Source organism: Streptomyces sp. NPDC019443 (assembly GCF_044389785.1).
Lineage (GTDB): Bacteria > Actinomycetota > Actinomycetes > Streptomycetales > Streptomycetaceae > Streptomyces.
In genome coordinates this window covers 222,879-243,479 of sequence record NZ_JBIRYJ010000001.1, presented here as the reverse complement: position 1 = coordinate 243,479, position 20,601 = coordinate 222,879, and the positions used below count along the sequence as shown (strand labels likewise).

20 protein-coding genes and 1 riboswitch are annotated in these 20,601 nt (G+C 69.9%); of the genes, 10 read left to right on the top strand and 10 right to left on the bottom strand.

The window, feature by feature from the left end; translation table 11 throughout:
* Positions 1-49: 49 nt before the first annotated feature.
* The 6 genes from ACH492_RS01115 to ACH492_RS01090 all read left to right on the top strand — a co-directional run bounded on the left by ACH492_RS01115 (position 50) and on the right by ACH492_RS01090 (position 6,222).
* A complete protein-coding gene (locus ACH492_RS01115) occupies positions 50-718 on the top strand; it encodes a hypothetical protein (protein ID WP_398981471.1) in 669 nt (222 codons plus the stop codon).
* A gap of 113 nt (positions 719-831) precedes the next feature.
* Positions 832-1,068: a ferredoxin gene (locus ACH492_RS01110; protein WP_398981469.1), complete on the top strand. Its 237-nt coding sequence runs from the start codon at positions 832-834 to the stop codon at positions 1,066-1,068.
* Positions 1,058-2,452: an NAD(P)/FAD-dependent oxidoreductase gene (locus ACH492_RS01105; protein ID WP_398981467.1), complete on the top strand. Its 1,395-nt coding sequence runs from the start codon at positions 1,058-1,060 to the stop codon at positions 2,450-2,452. The genes ACH492_RS01110 and ACH492_RS01105 overlap by 11 nt, the downstream gene beginning before the upstream one ends.
* A gap of 54 nt (positions 2,453-2,506) precedes the next feature.
* The gene (locus ACH492_RS01100; protein ID WP_398981465.1) at positions 2,507-3,745 is read left to right on the top strand and encodes a cytochrome P450; all 1,239 of its coding nucleotides are present in this window, start codon (positions 2,507-2,509) and stop codon (positions 3,743-3,745) included.
* 324 nt (positions 3,746-4,069) lie between these two features.
* A complete protein-coding gene (locus ACH492_RS01095) occupies positions 4,070-5,134 on the top strand; it encodes a nitrous oxide reductase family maturation protein NosD (RefSeq protein WP_398981463.1) in 1,065 nt (354 codons plus the stop codon).
* A 35-nt stretch (positions 5,135-5,169) separates the two neighbouring features.
* Entirely contained in the window at positions 5,170-6,222 is a 1,053-nt protein-coding gene (locus tag ACH492_RS01090; RefSeq protein WP_398981461.1) for a methyltransferase, read from the top strand.
* A gap of 73 nt (positions 6,223-6,295) precedes the next feature.
* Here the strand turns inward: ACH492_RS01090 and ACH492_RS01085 are convergent, their stop codons facing one another.
* The 7 genes from ACH492_RS01085 to ACH492_RS01055 all read right to left on the bottom strand — a co-directional run bounded on the left by ACH492_RS01085 (position 6,296) and on the right by ACH492_RS01055 (position 11,590).
* The gene (locus ACH492_RS01085; RefSeq protein WP_307660448.1) at positions 6,296-6,628 is read right to left on the bottom strand and encodes a TcmI family type II polyketide cyclase; all 333 of its coding nucleotides are present in this window, start codon (positions 6,626-6,628) and stop codon (positions 6,296-6,298) included.
* Positions 6,629-6,668: 40 nt separating this feature from the next.
* Positions 6,669-7,148 (bottom strand): SRPBCC family protein, encoded by a 480-nt coding sequence (locus ACH492_RS01080; protein WP_398981459.1) that lies wholly within the window; start codon positions 7,146-7,148, stop codon positions 6,669-6,671.
* Position 7,149: 1 nt separating this feature from the next.
* The gene (locus tag ACH492_RS01075; RefSeq protein ID WP_398981457.1) at positions 7,150-7,407 is read right to left on the bottom strand and encodes an acyl carrier protein; all 258 of its coding nucleotides are present in this window, start codon (positions 7,405-7,407) and stop codon (positions 7,150-7,152) included.
* Between the two features lie 15 nt (positions 7,408-7,422).
* Positions 7,423-8,673, bottom strand: a complete 1,251-nt coding sequence (locus ACH492_RS01070) for a ketosynthase chain-length factor (protein WP_398981455.1) — start codon at positions 8,671-8,673, stop codon at positions 7,423-7,425.
* Complete coding sequence (locus tag ACH492_RS01065; protein WP_398981453.1) at positions 8,670-9,938, bottom strand: beta-ketoacyl-[acyl-carrier-protein] synthase family protein; 1,269 nt, start codon at positions 9,936-9,938, stop codon at positions 8,670-8,672. The genes ACH492_RS01070 and ACH492_RS01065 overlap by 4 nt, the downstream gene beginning before the upstream one ends.
* Positions 9,935-10,402, bottom strand: coding sequence for a cupin domain-containing protein (locus ACH492_RS01060; protein ID WP_356229345.1), 468 nt, complete (start codon positions 10,400-10,402; stop codon positions 9,935-9,937). Before ACH492_RS01060 ends, ACH492_RS01065 begins: the two co-directional genes overlap by 4 nt.
* Positions 10,403-10,468: 66 nt before the next feature.
* Positions 10,469-11,590, bottom strand: a complete 1,122-nt coding sequence (locus tag ACH492_RS01055; RefSeq protein ID WP_398981450.1) for a SchA/CurD-like domain-containing protein — start codon at positions 11,588-11,590, stop codon at positions 10,469-10,471.
* Positions 11,591-11,864: 274 nt separating this feature from the next.
* On the opposite strand from ACH492_RS01055, the gene ACH492_RS01050 reads away from it, so the two are divergent.
* Entirely contained in the window at positions 11,865-13,496 is a 1,632-nt protein-coding gene (locus ACH492_RS01050; protein ID WP_398983219.1) for an FAD-dependent oxidoreductase, read from the top strand.
* 139 nt (positions 13,497-13,635) lie between these two features.
* Entirely contained in the window at positions 13,636-16,317 is a 2,682-nt protein-coding gene (locus ACH492_RS01045) for a SpoIIE family protein phosphatase (RefSeq protein ID WP_398981448.1), read from the top strand.
* Between the two features lie 9 nt (positions 16,318-16,326).
* Here ACH492_RS01045 and ACH492_RS01040 read toward each other — a convergent pair whose 3' ends face one another.
* On the bottom strand, positions 16,327-16,905 hold the full coding sequence (locus ACH492_RS01040) for a histidine phosphatase family protein (protein WP_398981446.1): 579 nt from the start codon (positions 16,903-16,905) through the stop codon (positions 16,327-16,329).
* Between the two features lie 110 nt (positions 16,906-17,015).
* Positions 17,016-17,163, top strand: a riboswitch (adenosylcobalamin (AdoCbl) riboswitch).
* A 3-nt stretch (positions 17,164-17,166) separates the two neighbouring features.
* On the opposite strand from ACH492_RS01040, the gene ACH492_RS01035 reads away from it, so the two are divergent.
* Together ACH492_RS01035 and ACH492_RS01030 are read left to right on the top strand one after the other, a co-directional pair.
* Entirely contained in the window at positions 17,167-17,382 is a 216-nt protein-coding gene (locus ACH492_RS01035) for a CbtB-domain containing protein (RefSeq protein WP_175263808.1), read from the top strand.
* A 28-nt stretch (positions 17,383-17,410) separates the two neighbouring features.
* Positions 17,411-18,184 carry a CbtA family protein gene (locus ACH492_RS01030; RefSeq protein WP_398981444.1) on the top strand — a complete coding sequence of 258 codons (774 nt, stop codon included), beginning with the start codon at positions 17,411-17,413 and terminating at the stop codon, positions 18,182-18,184.
* A 254-nt stretch (positions 18,185-18,438) separates the two neighbouring features.
* Here ACH492_RS01030 and ACH492_RS01025 read toward each other — a convergent pair whose 3' ends face one another.
* A complete protein-coding gene (locus tag ACH492_RS01025; protein WP_398981442.1) occupies positions 18,439-19,317 on the bottom strand; it encodes an ABC transporter substrate-binding protein in 879 nt (292 codons plus the stop codon).
* A 162-nt stretch (positions 19,318-19,479) separates the two neighbouring features.
* Positions 19,480-20,601: a sensor histidine kinase gene (locus ACH492_RS01020; RefSeq protein ID WP_398981440.1), complete on the bottom strand. Its 1,122-nt coding sequence runs from the start codon at positions 20,599-20,601 to the stop codon at positions 19,480-19,482.

Here is a 20,601-nt window from a genome sequence, read left to right as displayed (position 1 = left end):
TCCTCGGATCGGGTGACGCAGGGACCGGGAGAGGAGCGCACGACCGCCCATGGAGACGAGACAGCAGTCGTTGCGCACTCCACGAGCCGCGGGCCTGGTAGGGATCATCTTCGCCCTGTTGCTGGCCGGCGCCATCGTTCTGGTCCGCCTGGCGATGCCGGACGAGCCGAGCGACGGCGGCAGCAACTGGTTCATCGATCCCTCGCGCCGGCGCACGGTTCAGACGGCGCTCGACCTCATCCCATTCGCGGGCATCTTCTTCCTGTGGTTCATGGGCGCTGTGCGCGCACGTATCGGAGAAGCGGAAGACAAGTTCATCGCCACTGTATTCATGGGCAGCGGTCTGCTGTTCGTGGCGACTCTTTTCGGGGCCTCGGCAGCAGCCGGAAGCCTGCTGGCCACGGCTGATGGGTCCGGGGCCGGCTCCAACGAGCAACTGTCGTCATTCGGCCAGCACTTCACCTACAGCCTTCTGACGACCTACTCGATGCGCATGGCCGCGGTGTTCGTCTTCTCGACCTCCTCCATCGGGCACCGGCTCGGAGTTCTTCCGCGCTGGCTTTCCCTCCTGGGCTATCTCGTCGCCCTGACACTGCTCCTCGTGACGGACAGCATCGCCTGGTCCGAGCTGGTCTTCCCCCTGTGGGCGCTGATTGTCAGTATCCACATTCTTGTGGCCAGCTTCCGCCCACGGCCCGCGCCAGGCGTCTCTTCATGACGAGCCATTTCCCGAGCGTTATCGACCGATAACTCCTTTGGCCCGCTGTGCTCGCGGAAGCACAACAACGCTCGCATGCTGGGGCAGGGGACTACTGAAAGGGCGGCCCCTTGATGAGGCTTGTCGTCGATCTCAACCGGTGCCAGGGGTACGCGCAGTGCGCCTTCCTCGCACCCGATGTATTCGCCATGCACGGCGACGAGGCGCTGTTGTACAACCCGCACGCCGACGACGCACAGCGCGAGCACGTGGCACGCGCCGCCGCGTCGTGTCCGGTCCAGGCCATCTTGGTGGACGACCTGGGCGATGGGGCCGGCACGGTGAAGGAGGGCCTGTCCAGTGGCGAGTGACGGGTTCTTGGAATGGATGAGGCGTGAGGGGCGGATCGTGATCGTGGGCGCCTCCCTCGCCGGCCTCCGGGCCGCGGAGACCCTACGGGAGGAGGGCTTCACCGGTTCACTGACGCTGATCGGAGACGAGCCCCACGAACCGTACGACCGGCCGCCGCTCTCCAAGCAGGTCCTACTGGGCAAGGCGACCGCCGATCGCACCGCACTGCCCCGGCGTATGGCGATCGACGCAGACTGGCGGCTCGGTGTCGCCGCAACCGGGCTGGACATGGCAGCCAAACGAGTGCGCCTGGCCGACGGCGACGAGGTGGAGTACGACCGGCTGCTGATCGCGACCGGCGTTCATGCCCGGCCATGGCCGCATGAGGCGGAAGCCGACCTGGAGGGGGTCTTCGTACTGCGTACGCGCGACGACGCGGCCGGGCTGCACCGGCAGCTGATGGCCGCGCCGCGCCGGGTGCTCGTCATCGGTGCCGGCTTCACCGGCTCGGAGATCGCATCCGCCTGCCGCGAGCGCGGGCTGCCGGTCACTGTCGTCGAACGCGCAGCAGCGCCTCTCGTGGGCGCGCTCGGCGGCGTGGTCGGCCAGGCGGCCGCAGAGCTGCAACGCGAACACGGCGTGGACCTGCGCTGCGGAATCATGGTCACGGGGTTGGAGGGCGACTCGGCAGGACGCCTGCGGAGCGCCCACTTGTCCGACGGCACGACCATCGACGCGGATATCGCGGTGGTCTCGCTCGGCGCGACGCGCAACACCGCATGGCTGGCGGATTCCGGACTCGGCGCCGGTCCGCGCGGAATCGCCTGTGACGCCGGATGCCGCGCCTTTGACGTCCGGGGCATCGTGACCGACGACATCTTCGTCGCCGGCGACGTGGCACGATCCCCGCACGCGCTTTTCGGGTACCAGTTCCTGTCCCTCGAACACTGGGGCAATGCCGTCGCACAGGCCGAGATCGCGGCGCACAACATGATCAGCGCCAGTTCGGACCGCCGTCCGCACCTGTGGGTGCCGGCCTTCTGGTCCTCCCAATTCGGGGTCAGCATCAAATCGGTCGGCGTTCCGTCCCTGGGTGAGGAGGTCCTCATCGCCCAAGGGTCACTCGCCGAGCGCCGCTTCACCGGCGTGTACGGATACCAGGGCCGCGTCATCGCCGCCGTCACCTTCGACCAGACGAAGTGGCTGGAGTTCTACCAGCGGCAGATCGAAGCGGCTGCGCCGTTCCCGCCGGCATTCCCCACGGTGGACCGCCGTCCCGAAGGTCTGCGGCCGGTCCCGGCCGACTTCCCCGACCCCTCACTGCCCACCCACGGGCCGTCTGTCACCCTCAGCGGCTACTCGCCGACCGACCGGCGGATCACCTTCACCCCTGCCCGAGCCTGACCGCGGCACGGGGAACCCGGAAGCCCGCTGTCCAACGCCCACAAGGACGCCACCATGACGCAAGGCATGCTCCTGCGGCAGATCACCGACCACGCCAACCGCGCCGACCCCTATCCCCTGTACGCCGAGCTCCGCAAGACGCCGGTGTCCCAACAGGGAGACGCTCTGTTCGTCGTCAGTACCTACTGGGAGATCAAGAGCCTGCTGCACGATCCGCGGATCAGCTCGGACGCCCGTAACCTCTCCCCCCAGGCCGCCGGCGCACTCCCCCAGCAGGAAGAGGAGGCAACGGCTCTGCCGCCCGCCTTCCTGAAGCTCGACCCTCCGGAGCACGACCGGTTGCGCCGTATGACGATGCGCCCGTTCGGACCGCCGCACACACCCCGGCGCGTCCACAACATGCACGGCGAACTCGCCCGGATCGTTTCCGACCTCATCGACGGCTTCGGAGACCGGGACCAGGTCGACCTCGTCGACAACTTCTCCTACCCCTTCCCCGTGACCGTGATCTGCCGACTGCTCGGGATTCCGCGCGAGGACGAGGCACGCTTCCACTCGTGGGCCGACACCATCGCCGCCAGCCTCGACCCGGACCCGGAGCAGGACCCCGGCGAGCGGCTCCGCGTCACCCAGCAAGCCCGCACCGAACTGGGCATGTACCTGTCGGGGCTCATCGAGGAACGTCGCGGCGCACCCGGCGACGACATGCTCTCCGCACTGGTCACCGACCATGGCCCGGACGGGCAGATGACCCCGCTGGAGGTGCTCAGCACTGCTGCCCTGCTCCTGATCGCCGGCCACGAGACCACGGTCAACCTCATCACCAACGGCATGCTCACCCTGCTGCGCAACCCGGACGTTCTCAAGCGGCTGCGGGACGAACCCCGCCTGGCCGTCCCGCTGGTGGAAGAACTCCTGCGCTTCGAGCCCCCCGTGCAACTGCTTCCACAGCGCACCACCCTCGCGGACATCGACATCGCCGGCACCACCATCCCCAAGGGCGCTTCCGTCTGGCTCGTCCTGGCCTCCGGCAACCGGGACCCGCAACGGTTTCTCGACCCCGACCGGTTCGACCCCGACCGGAAGGACAACCAGCACCTCGGCTTCGGCAGCGGTATCCACAACTGCTTCGGCGCACCCCTCGCCCGCCTGGAGGCACAGCTCGCCCTGACCGCGCTCGCCCGCAGGCTCGACAACCCCCGCCTGCTGGAGGACCCACCCCCCTACCGCCAGAACGCCGTCCTGCGCGGACCCCGCCACCTGAACATCGCGTTCGACGGCTTCCGTGCCTAGCGAAGCTCCGTGGGGCGAATAACTGTTGTCGCGGAGCCTCCTCCGTCGTCTCCTGTGCGACCCCGCCGCCCGAGTGGGCGGCGGGGTCGCCGTCGCGATGTCCGACGACGACCCCGGCGCCGAACCGACCGCGCGGCCCACGATCACGTCGCAGCATTCGCTCCTCAGCGGTTGGCGGGGCTCGGCCCACACCCCCTTGAGCACCGCCCGGGCCGAGGCGCAGTTGGCCCAGTCGGGGGGACGTGAGCGGCCATTCGCGCACAGTAGGTATCCATCCGCTCACTCCGTGTGGCGAGCGCGGATGATCGCCCATAGCTTCGCCTCATGACGAAACGACAGATCAGATGCCTCGCATGCATCTCAGTAATCATGGTCACTGGACTGGGCGCGGCGGCGCCGTCCACCGGACCTGTCAGGCACACGGTGTATCCGGGCGAATCGATTCAGGCGGCGGTCGACGCCGCCGCGCCGGGAGACACGATTTTCCTCTACCCCGGCACCTACCGAGAGAGCGTGCTCATCACCAAGGCGGACCTGACCCTGCGCGGGTCCGGCAGGAGCACGGTCATCATGCCGGGGCCCGCTGCCACGCCGGCCACCAACACCTGTGCGCAGAACGGCAACGGCATCTGTGTGATGGGTACGGCGGCCAAGACCGTTAACGGGGTCAGCATCCGCTCGCTCACCCTCTCGGGCTTCAAGAAGAACGCCATCTGGGCGTCCGGCACCGACCGGCTGACGGTCAGGCGGGTGCTCGCCGAGAAGAACGGCATCTGGGGCATCGCTCAGCAGAAGTCCACCCGGGGTGTGTTCCGTGGCAACGTCGCCCGGGACAACGGAGACGCCGGCATCTTCATCGCCAACACGGTCGAGGAGGAGGGCGGGGCGACCGACACCATGGGTGCGGTGGTCGCGGACAACGTGCTGATCGGGAACAGGATCGGAGTCACCGTCAGGCGGGTCCGTAACCTCACCGTCCGCGGCAATGCCATGACCGAGAACTGCGCCGGCGTGTTCGTCGTGGGCGACGAGTCGAAGCCCGCGGCCGGCGCGATGACCGTACGCGGCAACATGATCTACAAGAACAACAAGTTCTGCGCCGCCACCCCGCGCCTGCCCGCCATTCAGGGCTCCGGCATCGTCCTCACCGGTTCCGAGGCGACCGTCGTCCGCTCGAACCAGATCCTGAACAACGTGGGCTCCACGCCGCTCTCCGGCGGAATCGTGCTGTTCAAGAGCTTCGTGGGCGCCCAGAACACCGCCAACGTCATCCGGAACAACCAGGTGCAGGGCAACAAGACGGCGGACCTGGTCAACCAGGACGGGGGAACGGCCAACACGTTCCTCAACAATGTGTGCCGGGAATCCGCCCCCGCAGGGATGTGCTGACCGGTGTTCCCCGATACCTGGAGAATCGAGGCGGTATGACCACCGTTAGCCCCAGACCAGCGTCAACCTTCGAGTCCACTCCCCAGTCGGCCATGCGCATGCGGGAGCTCGTCTTCGGAGCGGCATGCGCCGCTGCCGTGCGTGCGGCGGCCCGGCTGGGTGTGGCTGACGCACTCGGCGACGCGCCGGCGACCGCGGAGGAACTCGCGGCCGCGCTGAACACCGAACCGCAGCCCCTGCGCCGGCTCCTGCGCGCCCTGTCCTGTTACGGCGTCTTCGTCGAGACCGAGGACGGGACGTTCGCCCATACGGACATGTCCTGCATGCTGCGCGAGGACGCCCCCAACAGCCTGCGGTACATCGCCCTGTGGTGCACGGAGCCATGGACCTGGGACGCGTGGCCGCGGCTCGACGACGCGGTGCGTTCGGGCAAGAGCATCTTCCACGAGCTGTACGGCAAGGGGTTCTTCGAGTATCTGCACCAGGACGCGCACGAGTCGGCCCATGTCTTCAACCGGGCCATGACAACCTCCAGCGTGCAGTCCGCGCTGGAGGTCGCGGAGCTCCTCGACCTGACCGGGATCCGTGTGGTCGCGGACATCGGCGGCGGCCAGGGTCATGTGCTGGCGAGTCTGCTCGAGAAGCATCCGGACGTCCGGGGCACCCTGCTCGATCTGCCCGACGTGGTGGCGAAGGCGGACCCCCGGCTGCGGGCCGGCGGATCGCTGGCGGAGCGGGTGCGCATCGTTCCCGGGGACTGCCGGGAGGACATCCCGGTCGAGGCCGATCTCTACATCGTCAAGAACATCCTGGAGTGGGACGACGAGAGCACACTCAGGACGCTGGGGAACATCGTCACGGTGGCCCGCCCGGGCGCCAGGGTCGTCGTCATCGAGAATCTCGTCGACGACACTCCCTCGATGAGGTTCACGACGGCGATGGACCTGCTTCTGCTCCTCAATGTCGGCGGTGCGAAGCACACCAAGGCAAGCCTGGTGGACAGGATGACGGAGGCGGGCCTGCTCGTCGGCGAGATCCGTCCGGTGAACGCGTATCTCCATGCGTTCGAGGGCGCCGTGCCCGAGTGACTCTCCGCGGCACACTCCTACGGCACAAAAGCCCCGGGCCCGGCACAGAGCCGGGCCCGGGGCAATTGTTGTGTCAGGCCGCTCCGTCACGCTCCCACCGGTAGAACTGGCGGGCCATCGCGTCCTTGGGGGTGCGCCAGGTCTCCGGGTCGTACGGGCTGACGAAGGCCGTGAGCCGGTCGCTGATGTCCCGGAACGCCGGATGGTCCGTCACCTTCGCGATCTCGGGGCCGGGGGGCCGCTCGGATTCGATCAGGTGCAGATACACATCGCCGAACTGGAACAGGCTGCGCCGCGCGACCCCGACGAGGTGCGGCAGTTCGCCGTTGTCGGACGCCTCGAACAGCCTGGCGATGTCGGGGGCCGACTCCGGCGCCATACGGGCGACGATCAGGGCTTGGTGCATCGGGGAGCTCCCTTTCTCTCTCAGGTCCCTTGCCCGGGGTTCAGTTGGCGGTGACCGAGGCGCTGCGGCTCTCGCGGTCGCGCTGCTCGATCTTGTCCCGGATGAGTTCCATCTGGACGCGGGAGTTGCGGTTGATGTTGTCGGTCATCCAGTCGTCGTCGACCGGGGCGTCCGGCTTCATCGCGAAGTCCTGCGTCCAGTGCATGCGCGTGCCGCCCGGGACCTCCGAGTACTCCCAGAGGATGTCCATGAACTGGAAGGGCCCGGTCTCGACGCGGCGGGCCCGTACCTTGCGGCCCTTGCGGTCGGTCGTACGCTCCGAGACCCAGCTCCAGACCGTGCCGTTGTCGTCGGGGTGCATGGTCAGGCGGAAGGTCGTGGTGCTGCCCTCCCGGGAGAGGATCTCGACCGACGCGTACTCGCTGAACAGTCGGGGCCAGTTCTCGATGTCGTTGGTCACCTCCCAGACGAGGTCCATGGAGGCGGCGACGGTGATCTCGTTCTCGGTGTGTCCGGGCACTTCAGGCTCCAGTCATGAGGGTGTTGTTGACGAGGTCCACGAACTCCTGGGGGGTCTTGCAGCGGTCCGCGTCAGGGGGCAGCGGACGGCCGTGCCGGTTCTCCAGCTCGCCGACGATGCCGAGCAGGCCCAGCGAGTCGAGGCCGAACTCGTCGAAGCGGGCCTCGGGCCGGCTCGCCAGGTCGACGGGGTCGACGGTGAGTCCGGCGCCCTTCTTCATCAGGGCGGCGAGTTCTTCGATGGTCAGTCGATCGGACATGGGGGCTTCTCCTTCTCACGAGGGGGTGTCGGTGGCCCTGCGCAGCACCAGCGCCGCGTTCGAGCCCATCAGCCCGCGGCTCAGCACCAGCGCAGTCCGCAGCTGCGCGGGGCGGGCCTTGCCCGTGACGACGTCGAGGTCGTGGCACACGTCGAAGACGTTGGGCGTGGGCGGTACGAGGCCGTGTTCCATGGCCAGCACCGCGGCGGCCGTGTCGAGCACGGGGCCTCCGCAGTAGGCCCGTCCGGTACCGGTCTTGGGTGCCGTGACCGGTACGCGCCGGCCGTGTGTGCCCAGCGCGTCGGCGATCGCCAGCGCCTCTGCCCGGTCGGCCTCCGGCACGCCGAGCGCGTCCGCGAAGACCACGTCGACGTCCTCGGGCGCGCACTGGGCCTCCGCCAGCGCACCGCGGATCGCGTGGGCCAGACCCTCCCGGGACTGCTCCCACTGGGAAGGCCCGGTGAAGGTGGCCGCGTGCCCTGCCACCAGGGCGCGCGGCCGGGCACCTCGGCGGCGGGCCGCCGCCGCCTCCTCGACCACGAGCATCGCTCCGCCTTCGGCGGGGACGAAGCCACAGGCGTCGGAGGTGAAGGGCCGGTAGGCGCGCGTCGGGTCCTCACAGGTGCTCAGGTCCTCGTACCCGAGCTGGCAGACGACGGAGTACGGCGCGAGCGGGGCCTCCGCGGCGCCGACGACGACGGCGTCGGTGCCGCGTCGTACCGCCCTTGCGGCGTGCGCGAACGCATCGAGTCCACCAGCTTCGTCGCTGGCGACGACGCCGCAGGGTCCCTTGAAGCCGGCGCGGATGGATATCTGGCCGGTGCTGGCCGCGTAGAACCAGGCGATGGACTGGTACGGGCCGACGAAGCGGGAGCCCTGGCCCCACAGCCGCTGCAGTTCACGCTGTCCGAATTCGCCGCCGCCGGACCCGGCGGCGGTCACCACACCAACGGCGAAGGGCGAGCCTTCGTAGTCGGCGCGGCCGAGCCGGGCGTCGTCGAGTGCGAGATCGGCCGCGGCCATCGCGAAGTGCGTGAAGCGGTCGGTCTGGACGAGGTAGCGCTCCTCGATCAGCGCACCGGGGTCGAAGTCGCGCACCTCCCCCGCCACGCGGAGCGGCAGTTGCTCGCAGCCCTCGCGGGTGACCCGGTCGAGGACGCTGGTGCCCGCCTGGGTCGACTTCCAGAAGACTTCGGTGCCGAACCCGTTGGGGGCGATGACGCCGATGCCTGTGATGACCGTCTGCCGGGCTTCTCCGGAGCTCATCGCGCCCTCCCACTTGGCCGGGTCAGGACGACCGCTGACTGGAATCCGCCGAACCCGCTGCCGACCGAGAGCACGCTGCGCAGCTTCCGGGGGCGGGCGGTGCGCGGCACATAGTCCAGGTCGCATTCGGGGTCGGGGGTCTCGTAGTTCGCCGTCGGCGGCACTACTTGCCGGTCCATGGCGAGGACGCAGGCCACGAGTTCGATCGCTCCGATGGCGCCCAGTGAGTGGCCCACCATGGATTTGATCGAGCTCATGGGCGTCTTGTAGGCGTGGTCGCCCAGGGAGCGTTTCACCGCGGCCGTCTCGTGCCGGTCGTTCTGTTTGGTGCCCGAGCCGTGCGCGTTGACGTAGTCGATCTCGGTGCTGTTGATACGGGAGTGCTCGAGGGCGCTGTTGATCGCCTGGGCCATCTCCAGTCCATCGGGGGTCAGTCCCGTCATGTGGTAGGCGTTGCCGAAGGTGGCGTAGCCGCCTATCTCGCAGTACACCCGCGCGCCGCGGGCCCGGGCGTGCTCCAGTTCCTCCAGGACCAGTACGGCGCCGCCCTCACCCATGACGAACCCGTCCCGGTTGGCGTCGAACGGCCGGGATGCGTGGGCCGGGTCGTCGTTGTTCGGCGAGGTCGCCTTGATCGCGTCGAAGCACGCGACCGTGATGGGGGAGATCGGTGAGTCCGACGCACCCGCGACGCAGACGTCGAGCCGGCCGTCCTGGATGGCGTGGCAGGCGTAGCCGATCGCGTCGAGCCCTGAGGTGCAGCCCGTCGAGACGGTCTGCACCGGGCCGTGGGCGCCGACCTGTTCGGCCACCGCTGAGGCGAGGGAGCTCGGCGAGAACGCGCGGTGCAGATGCGGTCCGGCCGGCCGGTGGTCCACGTCCCAGCGCTCGCCCTTGCCGCTGACCGCGACATAGTCGTGCTCCAGGCGGGTGGTTCCACCCACCGCCGTGCCGAGCGAGACCCCCATACGCCAGGGGTCCTTCTTCTCCGGATCGATGCCGGAGTCGCGTATCGCCTCCTCGGCGGCCACCAGCGCGAACTGGATGTACCGGTCCGAGCGCGCCACCTGCTCCCGGTCGAGACCGTGGGCCCCGGGGTCGAAGTCGACCTCGGCGGCGATGCGCGAGCGGAAGCCCTCCGGGTTGAAGAGCGTTATGCCGCGCGTCGCCGTACGGCCGTTCGCGAGCAGGTCCCAGAACGCCTGGGCGCCGACTCCGCCGGGGGCGACGATACCGACCCCGGTGACCGCCACCCGCCGGCTCACGAAACGACCCCAGTCCGTTCCGGCGGCCTGCCCTGCTCGGCGCTTCCGGGGTGACCGGTGTCGGTGTCGTCGGGCCGCTCGTTCTCCTCCGTGTCGACGTGCCCGAGCTCCGGGCGCGGGGCGAGCGGGCCGAGGTGGAAGACCATGCGGGCTTCCACGTCCCCGACGTTACGGAACCGGTGGCGCACGTTCAGGGGGATCAGGAGGCCCTGATCCGGCCGCATCGGGTGCGTCTCACCATCCAGATCCACCTCCAGAAGCCCGTTCACCACGTACACGAACTCCTCGGAGTACGGGTGGTAGTGCTCGCCGATTCGCTCGCCGGGCTGCACGATGGCAAGGCCCATGAATCCACTGGTGGCGCCCACCGCGGTCGGGGTGAGCATGGCGCGCAGGTCGCCTCCGCGCCTGCGGTTGGGCTGGGTTTCGCTGAGGTCCACGATGCGTGGGCGGTGCGTGGTCATGAATGGTTCCTCCAGGTGCTTGCCCCCGACGGCTCGGCCGGTGGCCGTGATGGCCGGACGTGCGGTTCAGGATTCCGGCGACGCGATCCGGTCGGTGATCAGGTGCATTTGGGAGTCCGCGAGGAATCGCGACATCTCCTTCTTGGTGGTCGGCATGCCGACCTCACCGATGGCGAGCAGCCGGGCGAGGGTGGCTGCCTTGCGGGGTCCGCTGACGCCGAGCGCAAGGGCGGGCTGCGCATCGAGCTTGCCGCTCACATCGACGAGGCGGACGACGATGTCGTCGCGCTGGAAGATGGTGCTGCTCGCGATGGGGCTCTGCGGGTTCTCGGCCGCCGCCTCGTCCTGCTTGGCGAGCAGCCGGGCGAGCGCCATTCCGCAGCCCTCCTTGGCCGGGTAGTAGAGCGCGTGACGGCTCAGCTCGGCGGGGTTGCGCCCGTCGCCCGCCACATGGTGGACCGCCGGGAGAGCCGCCCGGGTGAAGAACATCCGGGCGGAGTCGGGGTCCTCGAGGTCCCGGTCCTGTTCCAGATACGGGTTGATGGCTTCCTCCACGGCCCTGACCTCGGGCTGCCTGGCCACATGGCGCAGTCCGGCGAGGAGGTCGCCCTGCACCTCGATCGCCCGCACGACGCGGTTGCCGTGCATGAAGAGCGAGGTGCGGCGCAGCCGGGTGTTCTCGTCGACGCGGGCCGCCGGGGAGGTGTACCCGGACAGGATCTTCGCGACTTCCTTCTCGCTGCCCGGCTTCACCGTGAAGGTGAGGGCATGCCGTACGACGCCGTCGCCGACCCGGGGGGCGGCCTGGAGCCTGCCCTTGAGCTGTGCGGGTGTCTCGGTGAAGGCCTGTCCGGTCTCCCGCAGGACGCTGAAGCGCAGCGAGCGGGTGTCCCGTACGCAGTTGTGCAGCGGCTGAACCGTCGTCACGTGCTCCTCGCTGTTCACCCAGGCGAGGAAGGGCGGGGCGCCCTCCCACTCGCTGGTGATGAGCCACTGCGAGGGGTTCTCGATCGACTGGCACAGCTGGTCGCTGATGTGGCCAGGGACCGACGCGACCTGATTGCGCAGATGCTCGTAGGCCTCGAGGAACTGGTTCTGTGCGCCGTCTTGGAGGTCCAGTAGCAGCACGACCCGAAGCCTGGAGCCATCGAAGGCGGACTGCGATATCCGTTCCGACAGGGTTGTCATCGTTCACACTCCTTATCGACAGCTCGGCCGCCACGTGCCGTGGCGCTCCTCGTCCGTCGTCGGTGGAATCCGCCCGGGTTTCAACCACCCTGCGGATACGGACGGTCCGCCTCCCTGGCTCGGGTGGCGCTCCCGCAATTGATCGTGGTCCGGTACTTCGACTGGCGCGAGAGCTGAGAACCAAGCGGGTGAATGGGCGAGGGAACCGTTGCCCCAGAGGGCATGAAAGTTCCATCCCCCCGGGCGGCAGGAGCTGGAGCGACTCATGGCAGATATGGAAGAGAACGTCGACCACCGCGTACCGGTCCTGATCGTGGGCGGCTCCTTGGTGGGCCTGTCCACGTCGCTGTTTCTGGGCCGCCACGGCGTCAGACATCTGCTGGTCGAAAAACACTCGGGCACCTCGATGCACCCGCGCGGGCGCGGCAACAACGTGCGGACGATGGAGCTGTTCCGGGGCGCCGAGGTGGAGGCGGACATCCGGCAGGCCGCGTCGGTCCTCGCGGACAACCACGGCATCCTGCAGGCGGGCTCGCTGACCGGCGACGACCAGGAGTGGCTGTTCAAGGAGATCGACCCCGGCGGCGGGCTGGCCCGCTTCAGCCCGACGACATGGTGCCTGTGCAGCCAGAACGACCTCGAACCCGTGCTGCTGGACCGAGCCCGCGCCCAAGGCGGCGACGTGCGGTTCTCCACCGAGCTGCTCAGCTTCGAGCAGGACTCGACGGGCGTTATGGCGGTCCTGAAGAACCGGGACACCGGGGAGCACAGCACCGTGCGTGCCGACTATCTCGTCGCGGCCGACGGGCCTCGCAGCCCCGTCAGGGAACAGCTGCGCATCGGCCAGACCGGCAACGGCGATCTGTTCCACAACGTGAGCATCGCCTTCCGCTCCCGGCAGCTCATGGACGCGGTGGGAGACCGGCGCTTCATCGTCTGCTATCTGACCAACCCCGAAGCGGACGGGGCCCTGCTGCCGGTGGACAACCGGGAGCTGTGGGTGTTCCACGCACCCTGGCACCCCGAGCAGGGCGAAGCACTCGAGGACTTCACCGACGAGCGCTGCGCCGAGCACATCCGCAAGGCAACCGGTGCGCCGGGCCTGGACGTTGAGATCACTGGCAAGGCACCGTGGCACGCCGCGGAACGGGTCGCCGGAAGCTACTCGTCAGGCCGGGTCTTCCTGGCCGGCGACTCGGCCCACGAGATGTCCCCGACCGGGGCGTTCGGCTCCAACACCGGCATCCAGGACGCCCACAACCTGGCCTGGAAGCTCGCGCTGGTGCTGGACGGATCGGCGGGTCCCGCGCTGCTCGAGACGTACGACGCGGAGCGGCGCCCGGTGGCGCGCGCGACGAGCGAACGCGCCTCGTCCCGCTCGGCTGAACACAGCCACCCCGGCTACGCACCGGCGGTCACCCCGGGCGGCGGGCGCAAGGGCGGGATCCTCTCGGTGGCGATGGGTTACAGCTATCTGCACGGTGCGGTCCTGGGCGTCGCCCCGGACCGGCCCATCGTGCCGGAGCGGATGGAGCTGATGGGCGCACCCGGCACCAGGGCCCCGCACATGTGGGCCGGCGGGCCGACCGGGCGGGTATCCACCCTGGACCTCTACGAGCGGTCGTTCGTGCTGCTCAGCGCGGCGGGCACCGCGTGGCAGGCAGCGGCGCGGAGGGTAGCGGAGCGGCTGTCCGTGCAGCTGGACGCGTACGCGATCGGTGCGGGTCCGGACGCCGATCTGGTGCCCGAGGGCGATGCCGACTGGGCCGCAATGCACGGCACGACGCCCGAGGGCGCGCTGCTGGTACGCCCGGACGGCTTCGTGGCCTGGCGTTCGCCGGGCGCGGTCCAGGATCCGGAAGCGACGCTCCACGCGGCTATGAGCACGCTGCTGAGTCGCGCCTGACCGACGTCCCGCTACCCTCCCCGGCACAGATCCGCGGGCCGGACCACACTAAATCTGTGGCGAACGCGTCGCGCGTGCGGCCTTTGCGCTCTACGGTGCGCAGATAGCTCTGCGTATGGGGGAGGTGTAGAACTAGGATATGGCCGGACGCTACGGCCGCCCGCGCTCGGTTCTACGGATGCGAACTGTCGCAGGCCAGGTCTTTCTCCTGCAGTTGGCGATCGTGGTGTTGCTCGTCGCGGCCGCCATGGTCGCGCTCGTCCTGCAGTCCAGGTCCGACAGCGAGCGCGAGGCCCGCAACCGGTCGGTCGCTGTCGCCGAGACCTTCGCCCATTCGCCGGGCATCGAGGCGGCACTGAAGAGTCCCGATCCGACGGCCGTTCTCCAGCCGCGTGCCGAAGAGGCCCGTAAGCGGTCCGGCGTCGACTTCATCGTCGTCACCAACACCGACGGAATCCGCTACACCCACCCGCTGACCGACCGGATCGGGAAGAAGTTCGTCGGCAATCTGGGGCCCGCGCTGGCCGGCGGCGTCACGACCGAGAAGATCATCGGGACGATCGGGCCGCTCGTGCAGGCGGTGGTGCCGGTCAAGGGACGTGATGGCTCGGTCGTCGGCCTGGTGTCCGCCGGGATCACGATCGCGCATGTCAGCAATGTCGTGGAGGAGCAGTTCCCGCTGCTGTTCGCGGCCACCGGGGCGGTGCTTCTCGTCACCACCGGCGGTACGGCACTGGTGACCCGACGGCTACGCCGCCAGACCCACGGCCTCGGCCCGGCCGAGATGACCAGGATGTACGAGCATCACGACGCGGTGCTGCATGCCGTACGCGAGGGCGTGCTCATCGTCGGCGGCGACGGGCGGCTGCTGCTGGCCAACGACGAGGCGCGCAGGCTGCTCAATCTGCCTTCGGACGTGGAAGGCGGCCCGGTCACCGAGCTCGGCCTCGACCCGCTCACCGCCAGGCTGCTCGCCTCCGGGCGGACCGCCACCGACGAGGTGCATCTGGTCGGGGACCGGCTGCTCGCCGTGAACCAGCGGCCGACGGACCAGGACGGCGGCCCGCCCGGCAGCGTCGCGACGCTGCGCGACACCACCGAGTTGCGGGCGCTGACCGGGAAGGCGGATGTGGCGCGGGGGCGTCTGAAGCTGCTGTACGACGCCGGTACGGAGATCGGCACCACCCTGGACGTGGTACGTACCTGCGAGGAGCTGGCGGAGTTCGCCGCGGCCCGGTTCGCCGACTACGCCACCGTCGACCTGGTGGAGGAGGTGCTGCGCGGCGAGGAACCGACTGCCGCGGGCACCAACCACGACATGCGCCGTTTGGCCTTCAGGGGACGGCGGGACGACACCGCGCTCTACCCGCTGGGCAAGCTGATCCACTTTGTGCCGTCCACCCCGCTGGGTTTCGGCATCCGCAGGGGCGAGGCGGTCATGGAGCCCGATCTGGCCGCGTACACCGGGTGGCAGGAGCAGGATCCGGTGCGGGCCAGGAAGCTCGTCGAGCACGGAATCCACTCGATGATCGCGGTGCCGATGCGCGCCCGCGGCGTGATTCTGGGCGTGGCGATGTTCTGGCGCTCCGAGAAGCCCGAGCCGTTCGAGGAGGAAGACCTGTCTCTCGCGGAGGAGCTGGTCGCGAGGGCCGCGGTCAGCATCGACAACGCCCGCCGTTACACCCGCGAGCACACCATGGCGGTGACCCTCCAGCGCAGTCTCCTGCCGCGCGGCCTGCCCGAACAGAACGCCATCGACGTCGCGTACCGCTACCGGCCCGCGCAGGCCGGGCTCGGCGGGCTCGGCGGCGTCGGCGGGGACTGGTTCGACATCATCCCGCTGCCCGGCGCCCGGGTGGCGCTTGTGGTGGGCGACGTCGTGGGCCACGGCCTGCACGCCGCGGCGACCATGGGCCGGCTGCGGACCGCGGTCCACAACTTCTCCAGCCTTGATCTGCCGCCCGACGAGCTCCTGTGGCACCTCGACGAGCTGGTCGCCCGCATCGACCAGGACGAGACCGCGGACGGCACGGAAGGGGTCACCGGAGCCACCTGCATCTACGTTATCTACAACCCGGTGTCCGGGCACTGCACGATGTCACGGGCCGGCCATCTCCAGCCCGTCATCGTCCACCCGGACGGCACCGCGGTCTTCGCCGATGTGCCCGGCGGCCCGCCGCTCGGGCTCGGCGGACTGCCCTTCGAGACCCTGGACCTTCAGCTGCCCGAGGACAGCCGCCTGGTCCTGTACACGGACGGGCTCGTGGAGGACCGCGACCGCGACATCGACGACGGCCTGGCGCTGCTGCGCCAGACGCTGGCGGAGCACGCGGACCGGAGCCCGGAGGAAACCTGCGAGGCGGTGCTGAAGGAGCTGCTGCCGGAACGCCCGCGCGACGACATCGCGCTGCTCGTCGGCCGTACGCGCGTCCTGGACTCCAGCCGGGTGACCGACTGGGAGGTGCCGTCCGACCCGTCGGCCGTGGGCGAGGTGCGGTCCGCCGTCACCCACAAGCTGGCCGAGTGGGGTCTGGAGGAGGAGGCCTTCACGACGGAGCTCATCCTCAGCGAGCTGGTCACCAACGCGATCCGGTATGCCACGGGCCCGATACGCGTACGGCTGATCCGTGACCGCTCCCTGATCTGCGAGGTCTCGGACCACAGCAGCACGTCCCCGCACCTGCGCCAGGCGGCGACCACCGACGAGGGCGGCCGGGGACTGTTCCTGGTCGCCCAGTTCGCGGAACGCTGGGGCACGCGGTACACCCCGGACGGCAAGGTCATCTGGACGGAACAGCCACTGCCGGCCGAGGGGCAGTGAGCGTGGGTGTCAGCCGGCCTCCGGGCCCAGCGGGCGTCCGCACCGCAAGTTCCAGCGGCCCCCGCGCCCGGTGAGTTCCGTCAGGGTCAGGGGGGCGACGTCCAGCCGCCAGAACGCCTCAGGCGGCAGGGACAGCGCCTGCACGATCGCCGCCCGCGTCACCGCCGGGTCGACGACCGCGAGGACACGGCCCCCGTCGGGCGGGAGCGACTCCAGCCACGCGCCCACCCGCGTGCACAGCGACCGCAGTGACTCACCACCGTGCGGTGTGCACGACGGGTCGCTGAGCCACGCCGACACCGACTCCGGCTCGCCGGCGCTCACTTCGTCCAGTCGTCGCCCACGCCAGCGGCCCAAGTCCCAGTCGCCGAGGGCCTCGGCGGGCTCCGCCCGCAGGCCCAGCTCGGCGGCTGTCTCCCGGCAGCGCGCGGACGGGCCGCTCAAGAGCCGGTCGGCGCGCGGCAGCGCACCCGCGGCGGCGCGGGCGCGGCGTGCTCCCGACTCGTCCAGCGGCGCGTCGGCGTCGAAACGGGCCTCCCGCAGCGCCGCGTTCGTCGCAGGTGAGACCAACATCACCCGTACCGTCATCCCGTGCGCTCCCCTCCCCTTCTCGGCCAAGGAACAAGCACATCATGGGCGTTCGGGCGCCCGGTCACGCGCCCCTGCGCCGTAGCGGTGCAGGCCCGCAAGCGGTACGGTCTCGTGGACATTGACGACGGTGTGACGGAAGCCCGGTGAGAATCCGGCACGGTCGCGCCACTGTGTACCCGTTCCCCGCGGGAAGTCAGACCCAGCACCTTCGTCTCAGGCACCACGATCGGGACGCGTGTTCCCCCAGGAGGTTCTGCCATGGCACAGTCTGCTGCGCCCGCCACCGCCGCACCGGCCATCACCCCCATCTCGCTCACGGCCATCGCCCCCTGGGCGCTCTTCTTCGGCGTTCTCATGCTGGTCCTGCTCTACTTCGTCGGCGCCGAGCAGGGCGCCACCTCGCTCATCTCCGGCGAGAACGTCCACGAGTGGGTCCACGACGGACGCCATCTGCTCGGATTCCCCTGCCACTAGAACTTCTTCAGAGCTCAGGGGAAACACCATGAACTCCATATCTGTCAGAGGCCTGCTCGGCCGCGGCATGCTCGCGGGCCTGATCGCCGGTGTCTTCGCTCTCGTCGTCGCGTATCTGCTCGGTGAGTCCCCTGTGGACGCCGCCATCGCGTTCGAGGAGAGCCACAGCCATGATCACGGGGACGGCGGCGAGGAACTCGTCAGCCGCGCCATGCAGTCCACGGGCGGTCTCGCCACCGGCGTACTGGTCTTCGGCGTCGCGATCGGCGGCATCGCCGCCCTCGCGTTCGCCGTCGCACTCGGCCGCATCGGCCGGTTCAGCCCGCGCGCCACAGCCTTGCTGGTCGCTCTCGGCGCGCTGCTGAGCGTGTACGTCGTGCCGTTCCTCAAGTACCCGCCGAACCCACCGGCCGTCGGGGACCCCGACACGATCGGCCAACGCACCACGCTGTACTTCCTGATGATCGTGCTCAGCGTCCTGCTCACGGTCGCCGCGGTGATCCTCGGCAAACGCCTGGCTCCCCGTCTTGGCAACTGGAACGCGACCGTCGCCGCCGCGGCCGCGTTCGTCGTCGCCGCCGGTCTCGCCTTCGCCTTCCTGCCCTCGTTCAACGAGGTGCCGAAGGGCTTCCCGGCAACCGTGGTCTGGGAGTTCCGGCTGGCCACGCTTGCCATCCAGGTCACCCTCTGGACCTGCTTCGGACTCGTCTTCGGGTACCTCGCCGAACGGCTCCTCACCCCGGCGACCGAGACGGCGGCAGACGGGAAGGGCGCGTCGCGGGCGACAGCCGCCGCGAACTGACCGAGCTGGGGCTCCGCCCCGGACCCCGCGCCTCAAACGCCCACGGGGCTGAGTTTTCCCGTCGGCGAGGCTGGATTTCGCGTCCGGGACCGCGCCTCAAACTCCCCCCGGACTTCGTCCGGGGGGATCGCCACCAGGCCGGAATTTCCCGCCGGTCGGCCCGAATCTTCGGGCCGACCGGGCGGAAATCAAGCCCGTCCGGCCGATTGAGGACAACGCCCGAAGGACGTACCGGGGTCTGGGGCGAAGCCCAGTTATCCCGCAGACGCCTCCACCGCGTCAGCGACAGCGTCGAAGAAGCGTGCGTGCGCGAGGTGGCTGCACGGAATCTCGGGGTTCCACGGCACCAGCCGCGCCCCGCCCGCCACAGGCCGCCACGCCTCGATCGCGCTGAGCCGGTCGACCGGCAGGGCATTGGCGCGTACGTCGCTCAGCACGATGTCCGGCCGCAGCGACGCAGCCGCCGTCCAGTCGACGGTGGACCAGCTGGCACCCGGTCCGCGCTCGGGCTCCACCAGGCCGACACCGTAGTCGGCCAGCGCCCGCAGGTCCGCCCAGGCTCGGGGCCTGGCGAGGTGGACACTGTCCGGGGTGGCGGGCGACAGCGCCAGTATGCGTAACCCGGCGGCCTGGGCCGCGAGGGTACGTAACCGGCCTTCCGCACGGGCGAGTTCCACCGCACCCGAGCTGTCGGCGTCCGCTCCGAGCGACCGGGCGAGCGCCGTGAACCGGTCGCGTACGTCACCGAGTGAGCGGCCCTGTCCCACGTCGAAGACCACCACCGGGACCCGTTCCTCGATGTACTTCGCCGTGTCCGGATCCAGGCCGTACACCTGATCGGTGCCGTAGGCGACGGCGACCACCAGGTCGGGGTCCGCCCGCAGGACCGCGTCCGCGTCCACGCGTGATCCCGACCCGAGGTAGGCGATGTCCCCGATGGGCAGGGGGCCGGCCTTGGCCGGGTCTGCGGTGTCGCCGTCGTGGTTGGAGCCGAAGATGCCCACCGGGCGAATGCCGTGGTCGAAGAGTGTCGCCCCGGCCTGGATGTAGGCGACCGGCCTCGACGGTGTGGTTGCCGCTGCCGCCAGGCGGCCGCGGTCGTCCAGGAATTCCCACTCCTTCTTACGCGCCATACCGTCCCCACCCCTGCCTATTGCCGGTTACAGATCGCGACGCCTCCCCCGAGGGCATCGACGTTTGACTGCCCGGCGGGCTCGGCGGTCACTCATGCGGACCGTCGCCGTTTCAACCGCCTCATGTTTCGACGACTCCTGTGACTCAACGACCCCTGTGGCTCAACGGCCTTGGGCCGCAGCCGCGGGCAGCGACACCTCGAAGCGGCAGCCGCCCGTCACATTGCGTACGTCGGCGTGGCCCGCGTGCGCCTCGACGATGCCGCGGACGATGGCGAGGCCAAGACCCGCGCCGGCCGGGGGCGTACGGGCCTGCGTGCCGCGCCAGCCAGTGTCGAAGACGCGGGGCAGGTCCTCCTCCGGGATGCCGCCGCAGCCGTCGGTGACGGACAGCACGACCCACTCCTCGCGGCGCTCGGCGGCGACGGCCACCGTGCCGTCGGCCGGGGTCCGGCGGATGGCGTTGACCAGGAGGTTCGCCAGGACGCGGGTCATCTCCTTGCCGTCCACCTCGACCGGGAACGGCTCGACACGGTCGCCGACGAGGCGTACGCCGTACTCGCGGGCGAGCGGGTCCGCCCCGGCGAGCGCCTCGCCCACCAGGTCGTACACCGACATCCGGGTGGGTGTGAGGGCCAGCGTGCCCGCGTGGATGCGGGAGAGCTCGAAGAGGTCGCCGACCATGGAGTTGAGGCGGTCGACCTCGGTGCGGATCTGGCGGAAGTAGCGCTCGGGATCCTGCACGACGCCGTCCTCCAGGGCTTCGGACATCGCGCGCAGCCCGGCCAGCGGGGTGCGCAGATCGTGCGAGATCCAGGCGACGAGCTCGCGGCGGGAAGTCTCCAAGGCGCGTTCGCGCTCGCGGGAGGCGGCGAGCCGGTCGCTGGTGGCGGCGAGTTCGCGGCTGAGTGCGGCCAGTTCGGCGGTGGACGCCCCGTCGGGGGCGGCGAAGGAGCCGCCGTCGCCGAACGAGCGTGCTGCCAGGGCGAGTTCACGGCTGCGGGCGACGACCCAGCGGCCGAGCAGCAGCGCGGTGGCGAGCGAGACGACCGCCGCCATCGCGACGACCGTGGTGACGACGGTGAGGTCGTGCGCGGACAGGAACATGGCCTGGGCGACCGCGAGCGTCCCGGCGAGCATGGCGGTGACCGCGACGGCGGCGACGACGGTGAGGGAGACGGCGACGGACCGGTGGCGCAGCAGACGCAGGGTCAGCGCGCCGAGGAGGCCGACGGCCGCGGCCCCGAGGAAGGCGAAGAGCGCGATGAGGAGCATGTCCCGCAC